Below are 23,489 nucleotides of genomic sequence, written 5' to 3'. Positions count from 1 at the left end.
CTTGGAACGAGCGCGCCTTGCGCAATGTCCCTGTCTTTCCAGCTGAAGCATCGTGCTAATCAGGATGTTTGATCCAGGGAGTGGAGGGATGATCCATGAGTGGATTGACCGATAAGGACCTGCGGATTCTGGGCAAGTATGTTGCGGACGGGAACCGCGAATTGTATTGGAATTATCTCTCACAGCTTTCCCGTGCAGACTGCTATGGAACCCGGGTGTTGGGTGTCGTGCGCAACGACAGTCTGCCAGGTAGGGTGACCAACAGCTACGCGCAGGATTACGCCAGCGCGCAGCGCGACCGAGGTTCGCGTTGGTTCGCGTTTTCCCAATCCCGGGACGCCGTTCCTGTCCCGTTGACGGGCGGTTGCCTATAGTGGCCACGGAACCCTGCTATGGAATAGCCATGCACGTGATGTCCCCCGGCCGCTGTCTGGCACTGGCACTTGCTGTTGCAGCAAGTGCCGCTGCCTGCGCACGGCCACCGTCCACTGAACACGAAAGGAATTCTGCCATGACGGACGCAACCCAGACCGGCCGTACCCTCAACGGGCATACCTACACCGACGCGCCTGTGGATGTGAAACTCGGCCCGACGACGTTCCGGTTTCCCGCCAATTATCTGGACAGCCAGATCGCGCCCTGGCCGGGCGAGGGCGTTACCCTGGTGATTGAATGGCCGGATCTGAAGCCGACGGCGCCAGGTGCGCGGGCCGATCCACGCACAAACGATTTTCGAAAGGAGATCAAAGTCATCATTGACTACGTCGACCGTGTGCCCATCCAAACAGTGTTGGCACGGTACTCGGGCCACGAGGCCCGTACGGACGGCGATTCGGTGGAGCACGGTGATCCTGCTGCCAGGCTTGATCTGCGTATCGCTCAGCCTGAAACCTTGGGCTTGATTCCGTATGCCATCGATGAAGAGAAGATGGCCGTGTATTCAGAACAATACCAGGCCCGCTATGGCAGGCCGGCACCGCGGAACCCGGCTTACGAAGGTGACTGGTACGTGGTCCGTGATGCACAGGCTCGCCTGACCACCTTCATCAAGTGCGACAGCAGGAAGCACAGTGCGGATGGCCTGCGTGTGCAAGGCAGTGAGATCACGGACATGCCTGGATCTACAGTGGCAGGTTGTACGCACTACTTCGTGGATGACGAGAGCAAGCTTTCGATCATGCTTAGCTATAACAGGGTGTTTCTGCAGGATTGGAAACGCATGGAGAGTGCTGTGAGGCGTGTCCTTGCGGAAAGCAAGGTGAAGTAATTTGTTGCCTACAGGGAGGCAGGCATGAGTGGATTGAGCCAAAAGAATCTGGAAATCCTCGGGCATTACGCCAGGTCCGGGTATCGCGAGCTTTACTGGAACTATCTGTCGCAGCTGGAAGGGGCCGACGGCTACGGGACGCTGGCACTTGGAGTTGTGCGCAATGACAGCCTGCCTGGACGTGTGGCCAACAGTTACGCGCAGAGCCACGCGTCGCACCAGCACGACAATGGCTCCCGCCACCCCAACGCGAATCTGAGCGAGCGGGAATGGGAGTCTTTTGGGCAGACCCTGATCGTGCAGGACCTCGAGCGCAGGCAGCGCTGGTTCGACCTGAAGCGCCCGGATCTAGCCTTGAACCTGCCGGGCAGGGACGTGATGCTGTCGCATGATCGTGCCTTCGAACACCACAGGCTTGACCCCAACTGCTGGACCCCGCGCGTGCTGCTGCAGGCCGCACTTGCCAAGGAAGGTCCGCAGAAGATGGAGCAGATCTGGGCCGGCATGCTTAACAACGACTACCGAGGCATGACGCGCGCCTGGGATACCAGTACCGATGCCGTAACGCAGATGGGGGCGTGGAGGGGCACCAGCTATGTGCTCACGTTGACGGCGCATGAAGCCGTCCAAGCCCTCGAAGGACGCTCGTCGGTCGACCCAAACGTGATCGGCGGCAACAGCCACTACGCCATGTACTTCGAGGGGGAGAAGAAGTGGGCCAGTGTCAGCGCCGGTGGTGGCCATGTGACGATGAGCGGGATCACCGGTCCCGCACGCATCGCCGAACTCAACGATGCCCGCGAGGTGCGCCTGGAGCGCCAGCACAAGGCCACCCAGTTCCATTCGGATGACACCTTCCGAACCATTACACCCAGCCCGAAGACGGCTTCGATCAACGATCGCCCTGACGCCCATGCTGCGCCGACGCGCTTGGCCGATATCGGTCCGGGGCATTCCGAGTACGCCATGCTGCAGCAGGTGCGCCAAGGGGTGTCCAACATTGACGCGCAGATGGGCCGCACGCCCGACGAAATCAGTGAGCGCTTGACGGCAGCGGTTCTAGCCTTGGCCCGGCAGAACAACCTGCAGAGCGCGGACCATGTGGTGCTGAGCGCGCAGACACAGAATGCCCCGGCCGGTCGGGATGTGTTCGTGGTGCAGGGAGGGTTGGATGGACCGCCGCACCTGCGCGCGAGCATGCCGACCGATATCGCGGTGCGTACCCCGGTGGAGCAGTCCCTGCAGAGTCTGCACGCGGCTGGCGAAGGACACGATCAGATGCAGGCACAGGGAAAGCAGCAGGCCGTTGACCCGCAGATGCGCGAAAGCGCGGCCATTCGCATGGCGTAAGCAGTAAGGAGCCCTTGCCTCAACGTTGATAGCGCAGCCTATCTTTCCTGCGCTGTAGGCCGCCATTGGTACATGCCCACCTCGGCGGGCGCTCCGGCGTTTCGCGCCCGGTGTCGAGGAACGTTCCCGTCAAACTGGAAACCTGCCAAAGCGATGTGTCGGTGCCCAAGCCAGGGGCCGTCTACCGGTGGCTCTGGCCCGCTTCGCTGATGACCTGGGCCAGCTGTTTCAGCGAGTAGGGTTTGCGCAGCAGGGTAAAGCCATGGCCGGGGTCGCGCGCCAGCAGTTCGCTGTAGCCGCTGGTGAGGATGACCGGAAGCCAGGGGAAGCGCTCGCGGATGGCGCGCGCCAGCTCCAGTCCATTGACCCCCGGCATCACCACGTCGGTGAACACCACCTGGAAGCGGTGGGCATCGCGCTCCAGCTCCGCCAGGGCTTCGGCGGCATTGCGTGCCCGCACCACGCGGTAGTCAAGCTCGCGCAGCGCCGCCACGGCAAACTCGGCCACATCGATGTTGTCTTCGACCACCAGCACGCACAGGCCTTGGCCATGGACCAGCCCGTCGTGCTGCACGGGGCGCGGCGTGCTCTCACCGCTGTGGCTCAATGGCAGGTACAGGGTGAAGCGGGTGCCTGTGCCGGGCTGGCTGTGAACATCCACCTCGCCCTCGGACTGCTTGACGAAGCCGAACACCTGGCTGAGCCCCAGCCCGGTCCCTGCGCCCACATCCTTGGTGGTGAAGAAGGGTTCGAAGATGTGGTCCAGCACTGCCGGATCGATGCCGGTGCCGTTGTCACTGACGCTGATGGCGGCGAAGTCGCCCTTCATCGGCGCAGCGAAACGCACGGACGGCACCGCGGTCACCCGCTGCACGTCGATGTTGACGTTGCCTTGGCCGACGATGGCATCGCGTGCATTGACCACGATGTTGATGAGCGCCGTATCCAGCTGGCTGCGGTCCAGCAGCACCTGCAGGGGGGTCTCGGGCAGGGTGATGGCGACTGAGACGCGTGCGCCCACCACCGTGGTGATGATGTCGGACAGTGCGTGCACGCTCTCGCGCAGGTCAAACACTTCCGGTGACAGGCTCTGCCGGCGCGAAAAGGCCAGCAGCTGGGCGGTCAGCCGGGTTGCGCGTTCTGCTGCGGAAACGATGGACTGCACGTACCGGCGCCGCGGATCCTCGGGCTGCGCCGTGTGCAGCAGCATGTCGGCCGAGCCGGTGATGACCTGCAGCAGATTGTTGAAGTCGTGTGCCACGCCGCCGGTGAGCTGGCCGATGGCCTCCAGCTTCTGTGCCTGGCGCAGTTGCTCGCGCGCACGCACCAGTTCCAGATGGGCCTCGCGCGCTTCCTGGGTGATGGCTGCCACCTGGCGGCTGTGCAGGTTGCGCTCGATCACCCGCTCGGTCTGTTCGCTCACCACGCACAGCAGCCCTGCCACCTCACCGTTGGCCATGCGCAGGGGAGAGTAGGAAAACGTCCAGAACGTTTCCTTCAGGGTTCCGTCGCGGTCCATCATCAGCGGCAGGTTCTGGAAGCTGCGGCTGCTGCCGGCGAATGCATCGGCGATGGCATGACGCACGTCTTCCCAGACATCGGCCCACACCTGCTGCAGCCCGCTGCCCATGGCGCCGTGCAGCTTGCCGCCCAGCATGGGCAGATACGCATCGTTGAAGAAGAACGCCATCTCCTCCACACCCCAGGCGATCCAGAGCGGCTCCGGCGAGTCGAGGATCATGGACAGCACCGTGCGCAGTTCGACCGGGGCGGCCGCTGCGGCTGGCGAGCGTGCCCAGTCGCTGTCCTGCAGCAGCCGGTAGGCCAGTTGCCCGGGATCGGACGCCGGGAGGGGGAAAGAGGACATGGCCGCTCGGGGCAGGAAGGTGGCACAGCGTAGCGGGTTGCGTGTGTACCCGCTCTGCACGCCGCGATACGAAGCGCTCAGAGGCGCACGGTCAGCACGGTACCTTCGTCACTGGAACTGGTCACGGTCAACGTACCGCCGTGCGCCTTGGCGATCTGCGAGGCGATATACAGGCCCAGCCCCAGGCCGGAATCCAGCCGCCGCTCCTGCGGCCGGGCGAACGGCTCGAAGAGGTGTTCCATCTGCGCGTCCGCGATGACGCCCTGGTTGGCCACGCTGATCTCGATGCCGGTCTCGGTGCTACGTCCCCGCACGCGTATCGGCTGGCCGGGGATGCCGTGGATGGCCGCGTTGATGACCAGGTTGGCCAGCAGCTGGCACAGGCGCGCGGCGTCGCAGACAAACGTCAGCGGCAGCTGCAGATCCACCTCGCAGCGGCGGCTTGGGTAGGGGCGCATCGCCTCGCGGCAGGCCATGGCCAGCACGTTGTACAGGTCCGACCATGGCTCCAGCTTCAGGGCGATGCCGGTGCCCAGGCGGCCACGGGCGAAATCGAGGGTGACATCGATGAGCTCGGCGATGCGGTCGGCGCTGTCGTTGATGTGGCCCAGAACCTTCTGCTGCGACGGGCTCAGCTCACCCAGCGATAGCAGGTCGGCACCAGCGCGGATCGCCTGTACCGGGTTGCGCAGGTCGTGAGCCAGTACGCCGATGAATTCTTCGCGCTGCTTGGCCACGCGCAGCAGTTCGGCGTTGGAGTGTTCGAACTCGGCAAGCTGCTTTCCGACGGCATCGCCGTGCTCCTTCAGACCATCGATGGTGCGGCTGTCGGCCTCATGGCTGCGTAGGGCATCGATCTGCGCGGCGACCATCGCCGCCAAGGCGTTCATCGCCTGCACCTGCTGTTCATCCACCGGCTTGGGCTCCGGGTCCAGCGTGCACAGGGTGCCGAAGATCGAGCCATCGGCCAGCAGCAGCGGCACCGAAACGTAGCTGCGGAAGCCGTACATGCCCGCTATCGGGCTGTGCACGAACACCGGATGGGTGAGTGCATCGCCGAACCACACCGGCGACCGTGACGCCCTCACGTCCTTGCAGAAGGTATGGTTGATATCCAGGACCATGCCGCTGGATATACCCAGGCCAGCGCTGTCGATGCTCTGGATCGAACGCCAGGACGTATCGGTGACCTCACCGATGAGCGCCACGCGCATGCCGGTGATCCTGCATGCCAGGTCCAGCGAAGGCCGGAAGTCGATTCGGGAAGGCATGAAGGTTCCGGGCCGGCTGCAGTGTGCAGCCAGTATAGCGAGCCACATAGCGTCGAGCTTGCTCGCCGCCACGTCATGCACCCGTCGCCCTACAGCGTTCGCTTGCCGCTGCGGCCGCCATCGGCGGGGCCCCTGTGGCCCCACTGCCCAGCGTCTTCAGAACCTCGGCATCTTATGCCCTGTGCCAGTTCACCGAAATCGCCGGGAAATCCACCGGCATGCGGTGGCGGGTGTTGCCGGCGGCATGCTTGCCGATCATTCGCCGGGTCTGTTGCGAGACGCGTTGCAGGAGGCCGACCGATGCCACCGGCGGCGTGCACCATCTGGCCCACCTTGTCCACACCCAGGCCCAGGCTCGCGCCGCCCGCCTTTTTTTCGAAGAATGCCTGGCCCTCAGGCAATGCAGAGGACGAACACGGCCGACAACGCAAGCATCAGCACGAATACGCGGCGGCTGAGCGCCAGGCAGGCCAGGCCGGCAGCCAGGGCCCAGGCGCCGAGCAGGGTGCAGGCCAACAGCCAGAGTCCCATGCCCAGCAGCGAGCCGGAGACCATGCCGGAAAGCGCCAGCGCCTTCAACAGGCCGACGCCCAGCGCGCTGCCCAGCATCCCGGCCTGCAGGGCAACGGCATCATGGCGGGTGGGGGCGGGGTGGTCGTGCATGGATGCACTGTGCCGCAAGCGATATCCACGCCGCGTGTTTTTTTCCGGTTCAGCCTGCGCGGGGTCACAGCCCCTGCCTGCGGCAAGGGGGCCGCCCCTGATCAGGCAAAGGGGCGGATCCCTTTTCAAAGGAAAGGGCTCCGACCCTGTGGCAGCAGCTCAGGCATCCTCATCCAGCGCCTCGTCATCCCAGTCCGGCAACGCATCCCCGGCGCGCACTGCGTCCGGGTCGACCGGTTCCAGCAGGGTGTAGTCGTCACGTAGCCGATCGCGGATGCCCAGACCGACGTAACACGCCTCGAGCGGTGCGGTATGCGCACGCCGCCGTAGTTGCACCGGGGTGACCAGGCTGCCGCCCAGCCACGCTGCCGCCGCTGCCGGCTCTAGGAAAACCGGGCCATCCGCGGACAGCGGCGAGGGAATTCCAGGATTACCGTCGGTCAGGATCGAAAATGTGTCGCGCTGCTGGCCATCGTCATCGTGCCAGTGCTCCCACAGAGCCGCCGCCAGCAACGCCAGGCCGTCCCTGCGCTGGACGAACATCGGCCACGGCGGTCGTCGTTGCCGGTCCCATTTGAAATAGCCGGTCATCGGTACGACGCAACGCCGCTTCATCCAGGCATCGGCAAAAAGGCGGCTGCGCGGAGCGCGGTCCAGCCGGGCCGTGACCGTGGTGTAGGGCGTGGAGGGCTGCTTCGACCAACGGGGCACCAGGCCCCACTGCATTTCCGCAACAACTGTAGTGGCGTCGGCGTCGCTGGCACCAGCAGCCCATACCCACGCGCGACCGTCCTTGCCGATGTTGAAGCGCGCATCCGCAGTCGCCAGAGCTGTTGAGACTTCAATGGGCAGGGCAGCAGGCAAGCTGTGCGCGTCGACGAAGGCCTGCACGAAACGGCGCATGCTCCGCCCGCCGCTGCGTCAGCGCGACGTATGCGCGCTCAGTGCCTCGCGCCCGCGCGAGGTCAGGTCGATGTCCCCATCCTCGGCCTGCACCGCAAACCCGGAGGTCACTGCCCAGGTGGCGGCATCACTTTCCACGCGTCCTGCTTCGGCAATGGCCTGCAGGATCTGCCGCTGTGCATCGGTCAGAGAGCGGGACTGGTTCATACGCCCAGCACGCGTGTCAGCTGCCAGTCCGCCACCCGCGCATTGCTCACGGCCTGGTGGCAGCCACAGTCATCGCAACGGAACAGGGTGCCGCCCGGCAGATGCAGCAGATTGCCCTCGGTCGACGACGTGGTGGCATCGCAGTGGTTGCAGGTCACTGTCAGTGCAGTGATGCGCTCGACGCCACCGGCCATGTTGAAGAACGCCTCGAAGGCGCGAATGGCGAAATGACCGGTATCCGACATGGAGGGGAGATGCCAAGGGAAGGTACATTCATCGTCACACTTTCCCCTGTGATGACACCGTCAGCCCGATGCGGTGATGGCATCAAACTGCGCAGGAACTCATGCTGACGCGCGCCTGCGGTCCACCAGAACCGACACGCCCCACAGCAGCAGGCCGCCGATGGCGGTGGCCGCACCGACATAGCCGGTGGTGGCCGGGCTGAAGCCTGCGCTGATGGCCATGCCCCCCAGCCAGGGGCCCAGTGCGTTGGCGGTGTTGAAGGCCGCGTGGTTGGACGCGGCGGCCAGCGTCTGCGCTTCGCCGGCCACGTCCATCAGGCGGGTCTGCAGCACGGCCGCCAGCGCGCCCATCGTGCCCACGGTGATGATCATCGGCCCGATGGTCCACACCGACTGGGCCGCCAGCGGGTACAGCAGCAGCATCACGATGGACCACACCAGCACGACGGCCGCGGCCTTGAAGTGGAACTTGTCCACCAGCCAGCCGCCGGCGATGTTGCCGATGATCGCGCCAATGCCGAATACGCCCACGGCCAGTGGCATCCACGACTCGGCCACCCCAGTCACCTGCACCAGGGTCGGAGCGAGGTAGGTGAACACGCAGAACATGCCGGCAAAGCCGACTGCGCCGATGGCCAGTGCCAGCCATACCTGGGTCGTGTTGAACGCGCGCAGCTCACGCATTGGCGAGGTACGTACCTCGTCCGGATCGGGCAGCAGGAAGCGGGCGATCATCACCACCGTGGCGATGGCCAGCATGCTGACCAGGGCAAAGGCTGTGCGCCAGCTCAACTGCTGGCCCAGCCACGTGGTCAACGGGTTGCCGATCAGGATCGCGATGGACAGGCCCAGCAGCACCCGCGACATCGCCTGGCCCCGCTGGCCGGCCGGACTGATGGCAGCGGCCACCAGCATCGCCACGCCGAAGTAGGCACCATGCGGCAGGCCGGCGACGAAGCGGGCGATCAGCATCGTGCCGTAGTTGGGCGCCAGGGCGCTGGCCAGGTTGCCCACCGCATAGAAGCCCATCAGGGCCAGCAGCAGCTTGCGGCGTGGGAACGAGGCGCCGATGAATGCAAGGATCGGTGCGCCAACCACCACGCCGATGGCATAGGCGCTGATCAGGTGGCCGACCTGGGTCTCGCTGATCGACAGGCCGCGGCTGATCTCCAGCATCAGGCCCATGCTGGCGAATTCGCTTGTGCCGATGGCAAAGCCACCCAGTGACAGGGCGAGGATGATCCAGGTGCGCTGACGCGGCGTCAGCCGCGCGGCCAGGGAGGAATTGGGGCTCATGCGGGGGCGTGGCAGGGCGGGGGAACCGCTCATTGTACTGCTGCACTGCAGCAGTGACAGCGCGGACAAGGTAAATCTGTGTTCGATGCGGCGAGCGTTACACGGTTTCACTCAACGGTCGCGCCTCGTCTGGCAGGGTGCGCTCGACGCTGTCGCCATCGGGCGCAGCGCGGTCCGCCGCCCCACACTGAGCCCCCCGCACTGAACGGCATGCCCCGTGAACGACCTCCTCCGCGCGGAGGCGCCTGACGACGTTTCCGATATCCACGCGGTGGCCGCAGCTGCTTTCAGAACCGCCGCGCACAGCAGCCACACCGAGCACTACATCGTCGATGCACTGCGTGCGCGGGGGGAGCTGTCGGTTTCCCGGGTGGCCGTGCAGGACGGGCAGGTAATCGGCCACGTGGCGGTGTCGCCGGTAGCGATCAGCGATGGCAGCGAGGGCTGGTTCGGCCTGGGGCCGCTCTCGGTGGCACCGCAGTGGCAGGGGCAGGGCATTGGCAGCGGGTTGATGCGGGCTGCGCTGGACGCACTGCGTGGTCTTGGTGCGCGCGGCTGTGTAGTGTTGGGCGAGCCCGACTACTACGGTCGTTTCGGCTTTCGCTCTGAGCCCGGTCTGGTGTTGCCCGGCGTTCCGCCTGAGTACTTCCAGGCGTTGCGGCTGGAGGGGCCGATGGCGCATGGTGAGGTGAGTTACTCGCCCGCATTCGAGGCCGGCCGGCCCGGCTGAATCACGCGCGGGGCAGGCCGCGATGCTGTCATGGCGCGCGCCAGGGGGTGCTCAAGGTGCTGCGGAACGCGCCAATCCAGCGGTGGCGATCCCGCCCGCCAGGGTCCAGCCGAAGCACGCTACACTGCCGCCGCGTGAACTGCCTGACGCTGAGACCCTCATGACCGACACCTTGGGCGTGCCCGTGCACGATGCCGACGAACACTGGATGCGCCACGCCCTGGCGCTGGCCGAGCGCGCCCAGCACGAGTTCGACGAGATTCCGGTGGGTGCGGTGCTGGTGGGGTCGGATGGCCAGCTGCTGGGGGAGGGCTGGAACCTCAACATCGCCTGGCACGACCCCAGCGCGCATGCTGAAATCGTGGCGATGCGTGAGGGCGGGCGGGCACTGGCCAACCACCGGCTGATCGGCAGCACGCTTTACGTGACCCTGGAACCGTGTGCGATGTGCGCCATGGCCATCGTGCACGCACGCGTGGCGCGGCTGGTCTACGGGGCCAGCGACCCCAAGACCGGCGCGTGCGGCAGCGTGTTCAACCTGCTGGGCGACGCCCGCCACAACCATCGGGTGGAGATCCACGGCGGGGTGCTGGCCAAGGAGGCCAGCCTGCGCCTGACCAATTACTTCCGGGCCAAGCGTGGCAAGCCGCCGCTGTTGCTGGAAGACCACACCGGCGAGGCCTGAGCAGCGAAAGGGTATGATGTCTGCCTCTTTCTTTTCCGGCAGGCGCTACGCCCGCCCAGCAACGAGGCGACACGATGGTGGAGAACGGCGCGGCCAACGAACGACTGATCTGGATCGACCTGGAAATGACCGGGTTGGATACCGACAACGATTCGATCATCGAGATCGCCACCGTGGTGACCGATGCCCAGCTGAACGTGCTGGCCGAAGGCCCGGAGTTCGCCATCCACCATCGGCTGGAAACGCTGGAAGCGATGGACGAGTGGAACCGCAACCAGCACCGTCGTTCGGGCCTGTGGCAGCGCGTGCTGGACAGCACCACGACCCTGGCCCAGGCCGAGGCGCAGACCGTGAACTTCCTTGCGCAGTGGATTCCGGCCGGGGTCTCGCCGATGAGCGGCAATTCGATCTGCCAGGACCGCCGCTTCCTGCACCGGCAGATGCCGCGGCTGGAGAAGTACTTCCATTACCGCAATCTGGACGTGTCCACGGTGAAGGAGCTGGCCAAGCGCTGGGCGCCGGCCGTGGCGGCCGGGCTGGCCAAAACCAGCAACCACACCGCACTGAGTGATGTGCACGACTCGATTGCCGAGCTGCGCCACTATAGACAGTTCATGGGCGCACTGTCGGGCCTGCCGGCACTTTGATCGGTAGTGCTGGCCGCTGGCCGGCAACGCCAGGGCTTTTGTGATCGTTGGCTGGTTGCCGGCCAGAGGCCGGCACTACGCTTCGTTCAACTCCTAGGCGCTACTATCGGCCCATGAACGAGCCGATCCTGCTGCCCCGCGATATCGCCCACGATGCCCAGGACTGGGCCGATCTGCAGCGGGCGGTGGCCCTGCTGGAGGCGCCGACGATCACCGCGCGCATGGCCAGTCTGGTGGGTACGCCACTGGAGTTTGCGGTGAAAGCGCTGCCCAAGGCGATCTCCGGGCGTATCCATGGCGCCGTGGAGGCAGCGTTGTCGAAGTCCGCGCAGGCGGCGCTGTGGAGCATGGGCAATACCCCTGGCAAGGCGGCTTCAACCCGCTGGCACAAGGTGGCAGCGGCGACCTCTGGTGCGGTGGGCGGCGCGTTCGGCTTCGCCGCGCTGTTCATCGAGCTGCCGGTGTCGACCACGATCATGATGCGTGCGGTGGCTGACGTCGCGCGCAGCGAGGGCTTTGATCTGGCGCATTTCAGCACCCGCCAGGCCTGCCTGGAGGTGTTCGCGCTGGGCGGCAACTCACCGCGCGATGACGCCAGTGAGACCGGTTACTACCTGGCGCGCGGTTTCACCACCGATGTGATGCGCCACCTGTCGGCCGAGCTGGCCGGCCGCGTGGTGACCGGGCGCGACCTGACGCTGGGCGTGGCCCCGAAGGAAGCCGGCAAACTGCTGGCCAAGCTGGTGGAAAAGGTGGCCGCACGTTTCGGCGTGGTGGTGACCGAGAAGTTCGCAGCGCAGGCCGTGCCGGTGGTCGGCGCGGCGGCGGGTGCCACGCTCAACACGATGTTCACCGATTACTACCAGGACATGGCGCGCGGTCACTTCATCGTGCGCCGCCTGGAGCTGAAGTATGGCGAGGCCGTCGTGCGCAGCGCCTACGACCGGGTGGCGCATGGTGCGGCCCGGATCGAGCCGACGCTGTAACTACGCAGCGTCGACTGCTTTGACACCGGCCGTAACACATCACGCGCTGCGCGCGACAGTCGACCAACGGTCGACTCTACCGCTGGTGCGGGACCAACGGTCGACGCTACCCCTCGTGCGGGACCCACTGTCGACTCTGCCGCTGGTGCGGGACCAACGGTCGACTCTGCCGCTGGTGCGGCTTCCACCCGCTGGAGTGATTGTCAGGGTTTGTCGCGCACCAGCGCCTCGGCCTCGACCACGCTGCCGTCCTTGCCGTGCAGGTACAGATGCATGTCCTGCTGCGGGTAGGGAAGATTGATGCCGGCCTTGTCGTAGCCCAGCTTGATCTGCTCCAGCAGGGTGACCTTGGTGCCGAAGTGGTCGTCCGGCTTCACGTAGCAGCGGATACCCAGGTTGATGGCATGCGCGCCCAGTTCGTACACAACCACATCGGGTGCTGGGGTGTCGAGGACGCGCGGCTCGGCCTTCATCAGCGCCATGGCGGTGTCCCGAGCCAGTTGGATGTTGTCTTCGTAGCCGATGCCGATGACCAGTTCGATGCGGCGTGTCGGTTCGGCGGTGAGGTTGATGATTGGTGCGGCGGTGATCAGCGTGTTGGGGATGGTCGTGTGCTGGTTGTCGGCGCCGGTGATGACGGTCTGGAAGATGCGGACTTCGCGCACCGTGCCAGTCTGCCCAGCCACGGTCACCACATCGCCCACGCGGAACGGGCGCAGGGTCACCAGCATCACCCCGGACGCGATGTTGGACAGCGAATCCTTCAGGGCAAGGCCGACGGCCAGGCCGGCGGTGCCGAGCACGGCAAGCAGCGGGGTGATCTGCACGCCCAGCGTGCCGATGGCCAGCACCACCACGATCACCAGCGAGGCAGCGTAGACCACGTTGCGCAGGAAGCTGCCCAGCATCGGATCCATGCCCATGCGCGAGGTCGCGCGTGGCAGCGCATTGGACAGACGTCGTGCCAGCCACATACCGACCAGCAGCACGACGATGGCCGCCAGCAACGGTACGCCGTAGGTTTCCAGCAGGCGTTCCCAGTTGAGCGAATGGAACCAGGACGTTGCGGCGGAGGCGGGTTGGGCAGTGGCAATCATGCGGATTCCTTTGCAGCAGTGGTCTGGGCGTGGGTGGACGCCAGAAACAGACACGCCCCGCACAGGCGGGGCGTGCATGCAGCTGCAGTATGGGCGGACCCCGATGAACGCGATGTCAGCCCTTCAGAGGATCAGCCGTTGTATTTCAATCAGCTCTCGGCCTTGTGCTTGGCCAGGCGCAGCCAGGTGTCGACCACGGTGTCCGGGTTCAGCGACACCGACTCGATGCCTTCCTGCATCAGCCACTCGGCCAGATCCGGGTGATCGGACGGGCCCTGGCCGCAGATGCCGACGTACTTGCCCTTGGCGCGCGCGGCCTTGATGGCCATCGACAGCAGCTTCTTCACCGCCGGGTTACGCTCGTCGAACAGGTGCGCGACGATGGACGAATCGCGGTCCAGGCCCAGGCTGAGCTGGGTCAGGTCGTTGGAGCCGATGGAGAAGCCGTCGAAGATTTCCAGGAATTCATCGGCGAGCAGTGCGTTGGACGGCACTTCGCACATCATGATGATCTTCAGACCGTTCTCGCCCTGCTTCAGGCCGTTCTGTTCCAGCACCTCGACGACCTTGCGGCCTTCTTCCAGCGTGCGCACGAACGGAATCATGACCCACAGGTTGTCCAGGCCCATTTCGTTGCGCACGCGCAGCACGGCCTTGCATTCCAGTGCGAAGGCGGCCGAGAAGCTCGGGTCGACGTAGCGGCTGGCGCCGCGGAAGCCGATCATCGGATTCTCTTCGTGCGGCTCGTAGTTGCTGCCGCCGACCAGATTGGCGTACTCGTTGGACTTGAAGTCCGACAGGCGCACGATCACCGGGTTCGGGGCCACCGAGGCGGTGAGGGTGGCAATGCCTTCGGCCAGGCGGTCCACGTAGAAGCTGACCGGGTCGCCGTAACCGGCGGTCTTCTCGTCGATCTTCTTCCTGGTCGCCGCGTCCTGGCGGTCGTATTCCAGAAGCGCGTTCGGGTGGATGCCGATGTGGCTGGCGATGATCATTTCCAGACGGGCCAGGCCGATGCCGGCGTTCGGCAACTGGCCGAAGTCGAAGGCGCGTTCCGGGTTGGCCACGTTCATCATGATCTTCAGCGGTGCCGGCGGCATGTTGCCCAGATCGGTGGTGGTGCGCTCGAAATCGAGCTTGCCTTCGTAGATGAAGCCGGTATCGCCTTCAGCGCAACTGACGGTGACCTGCTGGCCATCTTCGATGACCTTGGTGGCATTGCCCGAACCAACCACGGCCGGCACGCCCAGTTCGCGCGCGATGATCGCGGCGTGGCAGGTACGGCCACCGCGGTTGGTGACGATGGCCGAGGCGCGCTTCATCACCGGCTCCCAGTCGGGGTCGGTCATGTCGGCGATCAGCACATCGCCCGGCTGCACGCGGTTCATGTCGTCCAGGGTCTTCACCACGCGGGCGGTGCCCGAGCCGATCTTGGCACCCACGGCGCGACCTTCGGCCAGCACGGTGCCGCCCTTTTCAGTCAGCGCGAAGCGCTCGATCTGGGTGGCGTGGCTGCGCGACTTCACCGTTTCCGGGCGCGCCTGCACGATGAACAGCTTGCCGCTGACACCGTCCTTGGCCCACTCGATATCCATCGGGCGGCCGTAGTGCTTTTCGATGACCAGCGCCTGCTTGGACAGTTCCTGCACGTCTTCATCACTGATGGAGAAGGTGCTGCGCAGTTCGACCGGGGTATCCTCGATCTTCACGCGCTCACCGGGGACATCCGAATAGACCATGCGGATCGCCTTGCTGCCGAGCGAGCGGCGCAGGATCGCCGGCTTGCCGGCCTGCAGGGTGGGCTTGTAGACGTAGTATTCGTCCGGGTTGACCGCACCCTGCACGACCATTTCGCCCAGGCCGAACGAGGAGGTGACGAACACCACGTCGCGGAAGCCGGACTCGGTGTCCAGGGTGAACAGCACGCCGGAGGAACCGACGCCCGAACGCACCATCAGCTGCACGCCGGCGGACAGGAACACGTCCTCGTGCTTGAAGCCGTGGTGCACGCGGTAGGCGATGGCGCGGTCGTTGTACAGCGAGGCGAACACTTCCTTGACCTTGTGCACGACATCGTCGGCACCGGTGACGTTGAGGAAGGTTTCCTGCTGGCCGGCGAAGGACGCATCGGGCAGGTCTTCGGCGGTGGCCGAGGAGCGCACCGCAACTGCAACGTCACCGCCACCGTTTTCAGCACTGAGCTTGGCATAGGCGCTGCGGATGTCCTGGTCCAGCTGCGGCTGCAGCGGCGCATCGATCACCCAGGTGCGGATTTCCTTGCCGGCAGCGGTCAGCGCGTTGACGTCTTCGACGTCCAGCGTGGCCAGCTTGTCGAAGATGCGCTTGGACAGGTCGTTGTGGGCGATGAAGTCCTTGAAGGCTTCAGCGGTCGTGGCGTAACCGCCGGGGACAGACACCCCCAGACCGGCCAGGTTGCCGATCATTTCGCCCAGCGACGAATTCTTGCCGCCTACGCGGGCCAGGTCGCCCAGACGCAGTTCGTGCAACCACAGGATGTTCTCGTTCAAGCGCGATGCTCCGTTTGGCCATCGCCCGAGGCGGGCTGAATGGCCGCGTCCGTAGGAAGAAGCCGATATGATGCCGGTCGCAGTACCATCGGCACAAGCTTGTGCTGCAACCATTTTCAGCTTCAGAGGGGTGAAAACCGCCTATGTCGACCATCCGTCCGGTGTTCTACGTTTCCGATGGAACCGGTATCACCGCTGAAACCATTGGGCATAGCCTGCTCACGCAGTTCACCGGGTTCAGCTTCATCACCGATCGGATGTCGTTCATCGACGACCCCGAAAAAGCCCGGGAAGCCTGTTCCCGGATCCGGGCGGCGGGGGAGCGGTACCAGGTCCGGCCCATCGTGGTGAACTCCTGCGTCGACCAGAGCCTGAGCCTGCTCCTGGCTGACAGCGGGGCGCTGATGCTGGATGTGTTCGCCCCGTTCATCGAGCCGCTGGAGCGTGAGCTGTCAAGCCCGCGGCTGGCCCGGGTCGGCCAGGCCCACGGCATGGTGGACTTCGACACCTACCACCGCCGCATCAACGCGATGAACTTCGCCCTGACCCACGATGACGGCATTGCGGTGAACTACGACGATGCCGACGTGATCCTGGTGGCAGTGTCGCGCGCCGGGAAGACACCCACCTGCATCTACCTGGCCCTGCATTACGGGGTGCGCGCGGCCAACTACCCGCTGACCGACGAGGATCTGGAGAGCGACCGCCTGCCGCCACGGCTGCGGAACTATCGTCGGAAACTATTCGGCCTGACCATCGATCCGGACCGCCTGCAGCAGATCCGCCAGGAGCGCCGGCCGAACTCGCGCTACGCCAACCTGGACACCTGCAGGCGCGAGGTGGCGGCGGCCGAGGTGATGTTCCAGATGGAGCGCATCCCGACGCTGAGCACCACCCATACCTCGATCGAGGAGATCTCCAGCAAGGTGCTGGGTACCCTGGGGCTGCAGCGCGAGATGTACTGAGGCGCGCGCCCAGTGGATGCCGGGCCCTGTAGAGCCGAGCCCACGCTCGGCTGCTTTTCGGCCAGAACCCGGCAGCCCAGCCGAGCATGGGCTCGGCTCTACAGGGGGATCACAGTCGGTGGGTTGGCTGTGGCTCGAGGCGCCCCCACGTTGAAGCACCAACGTGTAGGATCGACCCATGGCCCAAGCCACGCCCCGCGCCGAACGCATCCCCCGCCTGAGCCGCCTCAGCTGGCTGATGGGCCTGTACGCGGAGAATTACCGGCATCTGGTGCGCCTGTTCGAACCGGCCGGGCTGCTGGCGGGCAGTTACATTTCCTCCATCGGCGACGGCCTGGACGTGCGCCTGGACGTGATCGAGTGCCACCGCTACACGGTGGAACTGCGCCTGACCTACGATCTGGCCGACCCGGTCACCGGCGAACCGGATCCCTCGGCCTATGTGCGCCTGTACCGTGACGCGCGCCAGGCCGAGACGACCCATTGCTATGTCGGCCGACGCTGGCAGGACACCATGGGCCTGTACCCGCCGCCGGCCGAGCTGATCAGCCACCGCATGCGGATGAATACCTTCCTCGGCAAGTGGCTGGAGTACCTCGCCGAGCGCGGCCACGGCGTGGCCACCCTGCGCCGTGATTCCGATGGGGCGGGTACGCCTGCCGAACGCCGCCTGTCGCTGGTGCGCTGATCGGCCATAATCCACGGCTGACCCGTCGCTGGATGCCGCCCCAATGCCGTATACCCCGATCGTCGCCACCCTGGGCTACGTGCTGTCGCCTGATCGTCGCCAGGTGCTGATGATCCATCGCAACACCCGCCCCGGTGACCACCATCTGGGCAAGTACAACGGCCTGGGCGGCAAGATCGAGGCGGACGAGGACGTGGCCGCCAGCATGCGCCGTGAAATTGCCGAGGAAGCCGGCATCGACTGCACCGGCATGCGCCTGCGTGGCACCATCAGTTGGCCGGGCTTCGGCAGGCATGGCGAAGACTGGCTGGGCTTCGTGTTCGTCATCGACAGCTTCGAGGGTACCCCGCACGGGGGCAACCACGAAGGCACGCTGGAGTGGGTGGACCTGGACAAACTGGACACGCTGCCGATGTGGGAGGGCGACCGTAACTTCCTGCCGCTGGTGTTCGATGCCGACCCGCGTCCGTTCCACGGGGTGATGCCGTACCAGGACGGGCGCATGCAGAGCTGGGCGTTCAGCCGGTTCTGAGATCAATGGCGGCGCCGCTTCGCTCGCCGGGCATGGCCCGGCGAGGCGGCGTCAGCGCCGGTGCGCGAGCAGCAGGTGGAAGTGCTTCTCGCGTGACTGCCCGTCGTTGCCGATGGCCGATTCCCGATGGCTGCGCCATGCCGAGACGTCGAAGCCGGCTGCCCGCAACGCCAGTTCCACCGCATCCAGGTCATGCAGTTGGAAGTCGGCGGCAAACGGCAGACTGCGCATGAAGCCGGCATCGCCGAACGCGAGGCAGAGGCGGCCACCGGGCCGCAGGGCCCGGGCCAGTTCATCAAGCACCGGGGCCAGGTTGGGCCAGAAATAGAGGGTGTTGACCGCGAGTGCGGCATCCATGCATGCCGCGTCCACCGGCAGCGCATGGGCATCGCCAAGCCGCATTGCCGCCCGGTCGACCAGGCCCGCATTGGCCAGCCGCTGGGTGCCGGCGTCGACCATGGCGGCGGACAGTTCAATGCCCAGATACTGGCTGCCTGGCGCCTGCAGCAGCTGGGGCGCGAAGGCCGCATTGCCCGGACCGATCTCCAGCACCTGTTCGCCAGGCGCCACCGCCAACAGGCTGATCGCCGCCCGATTGAGCCCGTCGTTGCTGCGGTTCATTGATTCGCCGACGGCCAGCGCGGCCTCGCCGTGGGGGCGCCGCAGCTGTGCGGCCAGGGTGGAAGCATCCAGCATCGTCATCGTCCGTGGAAAAGATCTGGACGTGGCGGCGGCGGGTCCGCCGGTGACCATAGCGCCGGTCTGGCGGCTTGGGAAGCAGGGAGACCCCGCTGCCGGGTGATGAGGAAATGTCCAGCGTCGCAGTCGGTGAGATCGGTTTGTCCACAGGGGGTGTGGATTACGCGTGGGCAACGTTGTGGATAAGCCATGACAGGCACCACCCCCCAAGGCTGTCAAGATGGGTGGTGAAAAATTCACCGCTGGTGATGAGGGGTGACGGACGGGTGAAGATCGACATCGAGGCACGCTGTCGCCGGCACGGGCGCTCGCGGTACCCTGTCAGCCTCGATGCCCCGTGAGATCCCATGAAACGTCATTTCTCGATGCTGCGCGAGTTCCAGCTGGCGGACTGGTTCACCCTGGCCAACGCCTTCTGCGGCACCGGGGCGGTGTTTGCCGCCATGCGTTTCCTGCAGGATGGCGAACGCGGCTACCTGATGTTCGGCATGGCGCTGATCCCGCTGGCCTTCATCTTCGATGCTCTCGACGGCCGCATCGCGCGCTGGCGCAAGTCCAGTTCGACCCTGGGGCGCGAGCTGGATTCGCTGTCGGATGTGATTTCCTTCGGCGTCGCCCCGGCGGCGTTGGCCTATGCCTGTGGCATGCAGGGCGGTTGGGACTGGCTGGTGCTGAGCTACTTCGTCTGCTGCGGCGTCAGCCGCCTGGCCCGCTACAACGTCACCGCCGAAACGCTGGCCGGTGACGAGGGCAAGGTCAAGTATTTCGAGGGCACCCCCATTCCCACCAGTCTGGTCCTGGTGATCGTGCTGGCCATCGCCGCCGGCACCGATGCCATCGGCCACGACCTCTGGTTCGGGCAGTGGCAGCTCGGCCCGTGGCAGCTGCACCCGATGGTGCTGCTGTTCGCCCTGTCCGGTTCGCTGATGATCAGCAAGACCCTGCACATCCCCAAGCCATGACCCAGCCCAGCGGAGGCCCGCGATGACCAGCTCGGCCCACGACGCCGGCAGCAGCGATTTCGAAGCTCTGTCCCGCCAGTACTTCGGTGCCTGGGGCGATGCGCTGCGCCATGCCGCCACGCCGGGTGCACCGGCCGGCGATGACCCCGGCAGCTGGCAGCACCTGTTCGACTGGTGGGGGCAGCTGTTGCCCGAGCAGGGGCAGGGTGCACCGGAAGATGCGGTCCGCCGCTTCCGCGAGCAGGCCGGCAGCTGGTACGGCACCATGCAGGAAGTGGCCGCGCGCTTCGCCGGCCGCGATGCCAGCAGCGCAGAGGTGGCCCAGGCCTGGCGCGAGGCCGTGCAGGGGCAGGGCGACGGCATGCTGCAGTGGATGCTGCAGGGCGCGCGCGGCAGCACCCAGGCCGGTGCTGCGTTGCCCGAATTCGCCGCATGGCTGCAGCAGTGGCAGGTGCAGGCTGGCCCGTGGCTGCAGAGCCCGGCTTTCGGTCCTGGGCGCGAGCATCAGGCGCGCTGGCAGGCCCTGCTGCGCGCGCAGGAGGATTACCAGCAGCATTCGCGTGCCTACGTGGAACAGATCAAGCAGGCGCTGGACGCCGCCTTCGATCTGTTTGAAGCGCGTCTGGCCGAGCACGAACAGCCGGGCAGCCAGCTCACCAGCGCACGGGCGATGTTCGATCTGTGGATCGAGGTGGCCGAAGAGGCCTACGCCAAGGTCGCCCTCTCCGAGGCGTTCCAGCAGGTCTACGCCTCGCTGGGCAATGCGCAGATGCGCCTGCGTGCCGGCCTGCAGCGCGAGGTCGAGCAGATGAGCGAGCGGATCGGCCTGCCGACCCGCAGCGAGATGGACGCTGCACATCGCCGCATCGCCGAGCTGGAGCGCAGCCTGCGCCGCCTGCAGGCACAGGTGGCCGTGCTGGCGGGGACCGCCGAGGTCGACCCGGTGGCACAGCCGGCCCCGGCCAAGGTGAAGACGACCGCGCGCAAGCCTGCGAAAAAGGCCGCTGCGGTGACCAGGCCCGCTGCGAACAGGGCGGCGGCACGGAAGGCTCCGGCCAGCAAGCCGGCAGCGGCGAAGAAGGTAGCGCCCCGCCGCACTGCGCGGACCCGCGCGCGATGAAAGGACCGCTGGGCTTCAACGCCGATGACCTGATGCAGGAGACCCTGGCCATGCAGCGTAAGCTGATGGAAGGGCTGAAGCTGCTGCCGCAGGTGGAGGACGTGGACTATGGTGCGACCGCCCGCGAGGAAGTCTGGCGCGACGGCAAGGTGGTGCTGTACCGCTTCGTGGGTGAGCAGGCCCCGGCCCGCAAGCCGCCGCTGCTGATCGTCTACGCGCTGGTGAACCGGCCGTACATGGTCGACCTGCAGGCTGACCGTTCGTTGGTGCAGAAGCTGCTGGCGCTGGGCCAGGACGTCTATGTGCTGGACTGGGGCTACCCGGACCGCTCCGAGCGCTTCCAGACCCTGGAGGACTACCTGCTGCGCTACATTGACGGCGCGGTGGACGCGCTGCGCGTGCGCAGCGGTGGGCCGGTGAACATGCTGGGCATCTGCCAGGGCGGCGTATTCGCCCTGTGCTATGCGGCGCTGCGCCGGCACAAGCTGGGCAAACTGATCACCATGGTCACCCCGGTCGATTTCCAGACTGCCGACAACATGCTCTCGCACTGGGCACGGCAGGTGGATGTGGATCTGCTGGTGGATACGCTGGGCAACATCCCGGCCGACCTGATGAATGCCAGCTACCTGATGCTCAAGCCGTTCCGCCTGAACGTGCAGAAGTACGTCGGGCTGCTCGACATCCTCGATGACAAGGCTGCGCTGGAGGATTTCCTGCGCATGGAGAAATGGATCTTCGATTCGCCGGATCTGGCAGGCGAGGCGTTCCGTGACTTCATCAAGCAGTTCTACCAGGGGAACGGTCTGATGAAGGGCACGGTGCGGATCGGCGAAGAGGCGGTGGACCTGGCGCAGGTGACCCTGCCGGTGCTGAACATCTATGCCGAGCAGGACCACCTGGTGCCTCCGGATGCCTCGCGCGCGATGCGTGGGCGACTGGGTACGGAAGACTACACTGAGTCCAGTTTTCGTGGCGGGCATATCGGCATTTATGTGTCCGGGCGCGCGCAGCGCGAAGTGCCGGCGACGATCGATGGCTGGCTGAAGGCACGCGACCTGTAGTCGAGCGTGCTCGACTGCCTTGGGAGGCGAAGATGACGTACCGGATTCCGTTGGTCCTTGCCGCCCTGCTGGCCGCACCGTTCGCCCATGCCGGCCCCGGTCCGCAGGCACAGCGCGAGATCGCCCGGCTGATCTCCAGCCTTGATGGCTCGCAATGCCGGTTCCAGCGTAATGGCAGCTGGTACGACGGCAGCCAAGCGCGGGCGCATCTGCAGCGGAAATACAACTATCTGCTGAAGAAGGATATGGTGGACAGCGCAGAGCAGTTCATCGAGCGCGCGGCCAGCCAGAGCAGCATGAGCGGCAAGCCGTACCGCATCCAGTGCCCCGGGCAGGCTGAACAGACCGCTGCCACCTGGTTCGGCACGCGACTGCAGGCGCTGCGCCAACGCACGCCGTAGACACGCACCCCGTGTAGAGTCGAGCCTGCAAGACTGCTTTTTGCCCGTAACCCAGGAGGTGCCGCCATGAACACCACGCCCAAGACGCTGTCGCGTTCGCTGAACGACCGCATGATCGCCGGCGTGATGGGGGGCATCGCCCATCGCTTCGGCTGGAACGCCACCCTGGTGCGAATCGTGTTCGTGCTGGTATCGATCGGTTCGGCGGCCTTCCCGGGCATCCTGGTCTACCTGATCCTGTGGCTGCTGATTCCGAACGAGGCGGATTGAACACGGCCGCTCGATCCTGGCCACTCTGGTTGCGCGCGCTGCAGGCGCTGGGCGCGGTATGGACGCTGCCCAATACACTGATCGGTTTGATCGGTGGCCTGGCGGGCATGCTGGCCGGAGCGAGGCCGCGTTGGAGTGGGCGTGACTGTGCCGTGGTTTTCGACCGCTGGCCCTGGGGTCCTGGCGGGGCGATCACGCTTGGCAACGTGATCCTGCATACCGGCCATGATCTGGGCATCTGCTGCCGTACCTATGCGCACCAGGCCGGCTGGGGCGTGGAGCCGCTGATCCGGCTCGACGACCATGAACGCGCGCATGTCTATCAATACCTGGTGCTGGGGCCGCTGTACCTGCCGGTGTACCTGTTGTTTGGCGGAGTAAGTGCCCGCAACCCGTTCGAGCGCGCGGCGGATCATTACGCCCGGTTCGGGCACGGCTGGTGGCCGTAGTTTCCAGCCAACGGCGCAGCCCCCCGTGGCTTGTTCGCGGAATGCGTTTCATGTGATCGGGTCGGCGCAGTGGATTCGCGGGACACACCGTAAACCCATCCCTGAAGTGCCCCCCAGGAGTTGGACACCTGATCCAACCCTGACAGTTCCCGGCCGCATCCAGCCACGGAAAGAAAAAGAACAGCAGAAGCGGGTCGCGCGCTGCGCTTGCTCGTGTAGAGCCGAGCCTGAGCTCGGCTGCTTTCAGCCAGGACGCGAAGCCGAGCGTAGGCTCGGCTCTACGACAACAGGTGTCCAACTCCTGGGGGTCACTTCACTTTTCGCGACCAACCAATCTACCCACGAGGGGCTTCGCCATTGGCTGTAATCGCCACGATTCGTTAGCCGGAAGTTAAAGATCCGTAAGCATTCTGCTGCGATTCCGCAGTCATCTGCATGCAACCGATCGTCATTAGCCTTCGTGACGTTCCAGTCAGGTTCGACGCGGTAAGCTCTCCTTCGATGAGCTCGCAGCATCGCTCATCGAGTGCAGTACGCAGTAGCTGCGCGCGTGAATGTGTGTTGCCCGGGCAGCTGGTTCTGCATGCCGACAACGGT

General features: G+C 65.6%; 25 protein-coding genes and 1 pseudogene. 16 read left to right on the top strand and 10 right to left on the bottom strand.

What is annotated here, in order from left to right:
* Positions 1-95: 95 nt before the first annotated feature.
* From ACQKDV_RS10005 to ACQKDV_RS09995, 3 genes and pseudogenes are all read left to right on the top strand, one after another.
* Positions 96-314, top strand: a pseudogene (locus ACQKDV_RS10005) (XVIPCD domain-containing protein); the annotation flags it as partial.
* Between the two features lie 89 nt (positions 315-403).
* A complete protein-coding gene (locus ACQKDV_RS10000; protein WP_427783603.1) occupies positions 404-1,267 on the top strand; it encodes a hypothetical protein in 864 nt (287 codons plus the stop codon).
* 24 nt (positions 1,268-1,291) lie between these two features.
* A complete protein-coding gene (locus ACQKDV_RS09995) occupies positions 1,292-2,617 on the top strand; it encodes an XVIPCD domain-containing protein (RefSeq protein WP_427783602.1) in 1,326 nt (441 codons plus the stop codon).
* A gap of 181 nt (positions 2,618-2,798) precedes the next feature.
* Here the strand turns inward: ACQKDV_RS09995 and ACQKDV_RS09990 are convergent, their stop codons facing one another.
* The 7 genes from ACQKDV_RS09990 to ACQKDV_RS09960 all read right to left on the bottom strand — a co-directional run bounded on the left by ACQKDV_RS09990 (position 2,799) and on the right by ACQKDV_RS09960 (position 9,069).
* Entirely contained in the window at positions 2,799-4,484 is a 1,686-nt protein-coding gene (locus ACQKDV_RS09990; protein WP_427783601.1) for an ATP-binding protein, read from the bottom strand.
* A gap of 77 nt (positions 4,485-4,561) precedes the next feature.
* Positions 4,562-5,755: a GAF domain-containing sensor histidine kinase gene (locus tag ACQKDV_RS09985; RefSeq protein ID WP_427783600.1), complete on the bottom strand. Its 1,194-nt coding sequence runs from the start codon at positions 5,753-5,755 to the stop codon at positions 4,562-4,564.
* A 393-nt stretch (positions 5,756-6,148) separates the two neighbouring features.
* Complete coding sequence (locus tag ACQKDV_RS09980; RefSeq protein WP_427783599.1) at positions 6,149-6,418, bottom strand: hypothetical protein; 270 nt, start codon at positions 6,416-6,418, stop codon at positions 6,149-6,151.
* 159 nt (positions 6,419-6,577) lie between these two features.
* A complete protein-coding gene (locus ACQKDV_RS09975; RefSeq protein ID WP_427783598.1) occupies positions 6,578-7,321 on the bottom strand; it encodes an SOS response-associated peptidase family protein in 744 nt (247 codons plus the stop codon).
* An 18-nt stretch (positions 7,322-7,339) separates the two neighbouring features.
* Complete coding sequence (locus ACQKDV_RS09970) at positions 7,340-7,528, bottom strand: hypothetical protein (protein ID WP_427783597.1); 189 nt, start codon at positions 7,526-7,528, stop codon at positions 7,340-7,342.
* Entirely contained in the window at positions 7,525-7,773 is a 249-nt protein-coding gene (locus ACQKDV_RS09965; protein WP_427783596.1) for a hypothetical protein, read from the bottom strand. Before ACQKDV_RS09965 ends, ACQKDV_RS09970 begins: the two co-directional genes overlap by 4 nt.
* Before the next feature lie 99 nt (positions 7,774-7,872).
* Positions 7,873-9,069, bottom strand: coding sequence for an MFS transporter (locus ACQKDV_RS09960; protein WP_427783604.1), 1,197 nt, complete (start codon positions 9,067-9,069; stop codon positions 7,873-7,875).
* 217 nt (positions 9,070-9,286) lie between these two features.
* Here ACQKDV_RS09960 and ACQKDV_RS09955 point away from each other — a divergent pair, with 217 nt between their 5' ends.
* The 4 genes from ACQKDV_RS09955 (at position 9,287) to ACQKDV_RS09940 (ending at position 12,117) form a co-directional block, all read left to right on the top strand.
* A complete protein-coding gene (locus ACQKDV_RS09955; RefSeq protein WP_427783595.1) occupies positions 9,287-9,799 on the top strand; it encodes a GNAT family N-acetyltransferase in 513 nt (170 codons plus the stop codon).
* Positions 9,800-9,959: 160 nt separating this feature from the next.
* Complete coding sequence (gene tadA / locus ACQKDV_RS09950; RefSeq protein WP_427783594.1) at positions 9,960-10,484, top strand: tRNA adenosine(34) deaminase TadA; 525 nt, start codon at positions 9,960-9,962, stop codon at positions 10,482-10,484.
* 74 nt (positions 10,485-10,558) lie between these two features.
* A complete protein-coding gene (orn, locus tag ACQKDV_RS09945; protein ID WP_427783593.1) occupies positions 10,559-11,131 on the top strand; it encodes an oligoribonuclease in 573 nt (190 codons plus the stop codon).
* A gap of 113 nt (positions 11,132-11,244) precedes the next feature.
* Positions 11,245-12,117 (top strand): EcsC family protein, encoded by an 873-nt coding sequence (locus ACQKDV_RS09940; RefSeq protein WP_427783592.1) that lies wholly within the window; start codon positions 11,245-11,247, stop codon positions 12,115-12,117.
* 203 nt (positions 12,118-12,320) lie between these two features.
* On the opposite strand, the gene ACQKDV_RS09935 is transcribed toward ACQKDV_RS09940, so the two are convergent.
* Complete coding sequence (locus tag ACQKDV_RS09935) at positions 12,321-13,214, bottom strand: mechanosensitive ion channel family protein (RefSeq protein ID WP_427783591.1); 894 nt, start codon at positions 13,212-13,214, stop codon at positions 12,321-12,323.
* Between the two features lie 149 nt (positions 13,215-13,363).
* Positions 13,364-15,742, bottom strand: coding sequence for a phosphoenolpyruvate synthase (ppsA, locus tag ACQKDV_RS09930; protein ID WP_427783590.1), 2,379 nt, complete (start codon positions 15,740-15,742; stop codon positions 13,364-13,366).
* 143 nt (positions 15,743-15,885) lie between these two features.
* On the opposite strand from ppsA, the gene ppsR reads away from it, so the two are divergent.
* The 3 genes from ppsR to ACQKDV_RS09915 all read left to right on the top strand — a co-directional run bounded on the left by ppsR (position 15,886) and on the right by ACQKDV_RS09915 (position 17,927).
* Entirely contained in the window at positions 15,886-16,707 is an 822-nt protein-coding gene (gene ppsR / locus ACQKDV_RS09925; RefSeq protein ID WP_427783589.1) for a posphoenolpyruvate synthetase regulatory kinase/phosphorylase PpsR, read from the top strand.
* Positions 16,708-16,885: 178 nt separating this feature from the next.
* A complete protein-coding gene (locus tag ACQKDV_RS09920; protein ID WP_427783588.1) occupies positions 16,886-17,395 on the top strand; it encodes a DUF1249 domain-containing protein in 510 nt (169 codons plus the stop codon).
* Between the two features lie 43 nt (positions 17,396-17,438).
* Entirely contained in the window at positions 17,439-17,927 is a 489-nt protein-coding gene (locus ACQKDV_RS09915) for an NUDIX hydrolase (RefSeq protein WP_427783587.1), read from the top strand.
* Positions 17,928-17,978: 51 nt separating this feature from the next.
* Here ACQKDV_RS09915 and ACQKDV_RS09910 read toward each other — a convergent pair whose 3' ends face one another.
* Positions 17,979-18,629, bottom strand: a complete 651-nt coding sequence (locus tag ACQKDV_RS09910; RefSeq protein ID WP_427783586.1) for a class I SAM-dependent methyltransferase — start codon at positions 18,627-18,629, stop codon at positions 17,979-17,981.
* A 344-nt stretch (positions 18,630-18,973) separates the two neighbouring features.
* Here ACQKDV_RS09910 and ACQKDV_RS09905 point away from each other — a divergent pair, with 344 nt between their 5' ends.
* The 6 genes from ACQKDV_RS09905 to ACQKDV_RS09880 all read left to right on the top strand — a co-directional run bounded on the left by ACQKDV_RS09905 (position 18,974) and on the right by ACQKDV_RS09880 (position 22,892).
* Complete coding sequence (locus ACQKDV_RS09905) at positions 18,974-19,588, top strand: CDP-alcohol phosphatidyltransferase family protein (protein ID WP_427783585.1); 615 nt, start codon at positions 18,974-18,976, stop codon at positions 19,586-19,588.
* A gap of 22 nt (positions 19,589-19,610) precedes the next feature.
* On the top strand, positions 19,611-20,708 hold the full coding sequence (gene phaE / locus ACQKDV_RS09900; protein ID WP_427783584.1) for a class III poly(R)-hydroxyalkanoic acid synthase subunit PhaE: 1,098 nt from the start codon (positions 19,611-19,613) through the stop codon (positions 20,706-20,708).
* On the top strand, positions 20,705-21,772 hold the full coding sequence (gene phaC / locus ACQKDV_RS09895) for a class III poly(R)-hydroxyalkanoic acid synthase subunit PhaC (protein ID WP_427783583.1): 1,068 nt from the start codon (positions 20,705-20,707) through the stop codon (positions 21,770-21,772). Before phaE ends, phaC begins: the two co-directional genes overlap by 4 nt.
* Positions 21,773-21,804: 32 nt before the next feature.
* Positions 21,805-22,173, top strand: coding sequence for a YfeK family protein (locus ACQKDV_RS09890; protein WP_427783582.1), 369 nt, complete (start codon positions 21,805-21,807; stop codon positions 22,171-22,173).
* Positions 22,174-22,239: 66 nt separating this feature from the next.
* Positions 22,240-22,443: a PspC domain-containing protein gene (locus ACQKDV_RS09885; protein ID WP_295569727.1), complete on the top strand. Its 204-nt coding sequence runs from the start codon at positions 22,240-22,242 to the stop codon at positions 22,441-22,443.
* A complete protein-coding gene (locus ACQKDV_RS09880; RefSeq protein WP_427783581.1) occupies positions 22,440-22,892 on the top strand; it encodes a hypothetical protein in 453 nt (150 codons plus the stop codon). The genes ACQKDV_RS09885 and ACQKDV_RS09880 overlap by 4 nt, the downstream gene beginning before the upstream one ends.
* The last annotated feature ends 597 nt before the right edge of the window (positions 22,893-23,489 follow it).

The organism is Stenotrophomonas sp. NPDC077659 (assembly GCF_050268705.1).
Taxonomy (GTDB): Bacteria; Pseudomonadota; Gammaproteobacteria; order Xanthomonadales; family Xanthomonadaceae; genus Stenotrophomonas.
This window is presented reverse-complemented; position numbering and strand designations above follow the sequence as displayed.